The sequence below is a fragment of the Methylobacter svalbardensis genome (assembly GCF_037671525.1).
In the GTDB taxonomy this organism is placed as follows: domain Bacteria; phylum Pseudomonadota; class Gammaproteobacteria; order Methylococcales; family Methylomonadaceae; genus Methylobacter_A; species Methylobacter_A svalbardensis.
On record NZ_JAWPOH010000142.1, the window covers coordinates 1 to 2,695 of the forward strand.

General features: G+C 42.7%; 4 protein-coding genes and 1 pseudogene. All 5 read right to left on the reverse strand.

Translation table 11 applies throughout. The features are described from left to right. Positions 1-176 precede the first annotated feature (176 nt). On the reverse strand, positions 177-437 hold the full coding sequence (locus tag RW114_RS20320; protein WP_340124549.1) for a hypothetical protein: 261 nt from the start codon (positions 435-437) through the stop codon (positions 177-179). Positions 438-481: 44 nt separating this feature from the next. Beyond that, positions 482-1,045, reverse strand: a complete 564-nt coding sequence (locus RW114_RS20325; protein ID WP_340124550.1) for a recombinase family protein — start codon at positions 1,043-1,045, stop codon at positions 482-484. A gap of 319 nt (positions 1,046-1,364) precedes the next feature. After that, entirely contained in the window at positions 1,365-1,949 is a 585-nt protein-coding gene (locus RW114_RS20330) for a chemotaxis protein CheB (RefSeq protein WP_340124551.1), read from the reverse strand. A 228-nt stretch (positions 1,950-2,177) separates the two neighbouring features. Next, a complete protein-coding gene (locus RW114_RS20335) occupies positions 2,178-2,549 on the reverse strand; it encodes a ferritin family protein (protein WP_340124552.1) in 372 nt (123 codons plus the stop codon). After that, a pseudogene (locus RW114_RS21120) lies at positions 2,537-2,695 on the reverse strand (IS5 family transposase); the annotation flags it as partial. The pseudogene RW114_RS21120 and the gene RW114_RS20335, both read right to left, overlap by 13 nt.

Here is a 2,695-nt window from a genome sequence, read left to right on the forward strand (position 1 = left end):
GAGATGTGGGAGAAATCAAGCATCCCCTATACCGTACGCAAGAAACGCAAAGCTTTTTTCAATAATATTGAAAGCCAAAAATCGGGGAATGTTTAGCTTGCGAAAAAGGGCTGATTTCGACAGCCTAGCCCCACTCGGTTGGTCGATCCCATGCTCCACCGTCTAAACAGTACACGTTATAGGCTACCTGATGGAAACTCTTTAAACCAAGATGCTTTCTTTTTTTGCTTCCGTTCATTAAATTCTACTTCTGTTTCAATTGTGAATTTGTTTTTTGGCCCTGTTGTTCTTTTTTGGTGTTCTGTCCAATTTTCACCTTCATAGTATTCATCAATTAAAATTATGAGAACTTGCCAGAATTTCTTTAATTCACTTGGTGATCTTTCATCATTTGCACGGTTAAAAAAATGTTCTGGTAGTTTTGGATTGATCAACATTTCTGCAGCTCCTATGTTCGTTTTTTATAGCGTGTCTGAGTGAATTATGCTGCAGCCAGGATCTTATAAAGTGTCGGACGGCTAATGCCGAATTGCTTTGCTATTTTGCTTTTATCTGCGCCGATACACTCCGCCAGGCTTTTTATTTCATTTACCTGAGCCAATGACAGTTTGGATGGAGCGCCGAGTTTTTGCCCTCTGGCCTGAGCCGCTGCTATACCCTCACGCTGCCTTTCTTTTATCAAGGTGCGCTCGAACTGAGCAAATGCGCCCAACATTTGAAACATGAGATCTTGCATTGGACTGCTGGTCGATGCCTCGAAGATTAGATTTTCTTTATGAAAGTGAACCGATACGCCCTTGCTTTTCAGTGTGTCGACTATCTCTTGCAGGTCTTTTAAATTACGCGCTAGGCGATCAATGGAATGAACATGCAGCTTATCGCCTGATCTTAAATGAGTAAGGCACTTGGTAAGCTCTGGTCGGTCTGTATTTTTGCCGCTGGCCTTATCGGTGAATGTGGCATTTAGCTCAATGTCTGAAAGTTGTCGCTCTGAATTTTGCGAGCCAGACGAAACCCGAATATACCCAATATTATGACCGTTCATAATCTGCCCCTGTGACATGTAAAATAATATCTTAGACAGAGACTAACACTTGTAAATTAAATGTCAAATTAACTTTATATTACACGGTAGAATGCGGTATACAGAGGGGGAATGTCAGTGTAAATTAATGTATACATTATTTGCACTTACACGCAATCGGCAAGGTCTGAGAATGGCGAAGTCGTCCGTAGGCATTTCTGGGCAAGAAGTTAGCCAAAATCCCGTGGAACTTTAGAGCCTTTTGTTGATTAACACCCACTGTGGAATCATTGCTCAAGCAAGTAAAGAGTTTATGATAAAATTGTCACTTTACTCTTACCTAGCACCGCCTGCGAAATGCTACAATTTCTTGAGCAATATCCTCAGGTGCAAGAACAAAATCTATACACCCACTGGCTATTGCGCTCTCAGGCATATCTGGTTGCTCAGCTGTGTCAGGCTTCTGCGCGATGGTAATCCCTCCAACTTCTTTTATGCCACACAGCGCTGCTGCTCCATCACCATCACAGCCAGAGACAATGATAGCAATAAGTTTGCCGTCCCAGTGCTCCGTCAGGGAACGCATAAAAATCGTAATTACGTCAGGCCAGCCCCAGGGCTTTGATATGGGCTCTAAACGGAATTCTCCTTCAAAAACGTGCAAATCCCGATTTTCCGGGATTATGAACACATGGTTGGGCTGGATGAGTAGTTTTTCCGTGATAAGTTCAACCGGCATCTTTGTATAGCGAGGGAGAATTTTGGGGAGCATGGTGGCTACGTTTCTCAAGTGATTGACGATGACAATAGCAACACCCATATCGGCCGGTAAATGCCGTAATAACCGAATATACGCGTCGAGGCCTCCGGCCGAACCGCCCACGCAAACGACAGGAAAATCTTTTATAATATCCTTAGCTTTCATTGGCAATAACCCTTCAGATTTTTAGTAACAACTCACCTATTTATGTGTATTCCACGCCATTTTCCTTCCCATTTCACGCTGATTCAATATCTAATTTAGGTATATTGAACCGAACAGTTTTAGAGTGGCTTTGTGTTTTATTTAAAATTTAAATATTGTCAGCGTGAACAAAAATTAGGGGCCTCGCTGACATCATTTAAACAGTAGGCTTAGATTGACTGGTAAAACCTATTCAGGTGCCGTGTCTAAAAGCCGATCCAAAGTGCGTATATGGGATTGTTGCTCAGGCAGCAGCTTTGTTTCAATTAAAGCGCGAACATCTGAAGACAACTCAGCATCCTGCAGAACCTTTTCATAATCCTTTGCGCCACTTTTTTCTCCTTCCAGCAAAGTTTTTAGTGCAACTTTTTTACCCAATATATTGGCCCCTTCTAAGACTATTTTTGCCCAAGTGCCCCAAGCGCCAGAGTCCTCACAGGGAATTCCTCCCAGTCGATGGATGAGTGCCTGAAAACTGGAAACCGCATTTTTATGAGCGGCATAAATTGGCTGTAAATGCGTTGATTCACCTAGGTTCTGTTGACGTTTCATCTCAGCCATAAAAGTACCGAGGAAAATGACAGCATCCCCATGTAATTAATAGCCTTTTTCTCGTATCGAGTGGCAATTCTGCGGTAATGTTTGAGCTTGCCGAACATGCATTCGACCGCATGCCGCTCCTTATAATGCCAATAATCGCATTTAAT

Coding starts and splice junctions, on each gene's coding strand:
- RW114_RS20320 (WP_340124549.1), bottom strand. CDS start 437: ATGTTGATCAATCCAAAACTACCAGAACATTTTTTTAACCGTGCAAAT.
- RW114_RS20325 (WP_340124550.1), bottom strand. CDS start 1,045: ATGAACGGTCATAATATTGGGTATATTCGGGTTTCGTCTGGCTCGCAA.
- RW114_RS20330 (WP_340124551.1), bottom strand. CDS start 1,949: ATGAAAGCTAAGGATATTATAAAAGATTTTCCTGTCGTTTGCGTGGGC.
- RW114_RS20335 (WP_340124552.1), bottom strand. CDS start 2,549: ATGGCTGAGATGAAACGTCAACAGAACCTAGGTGAATCAACGCATTTA.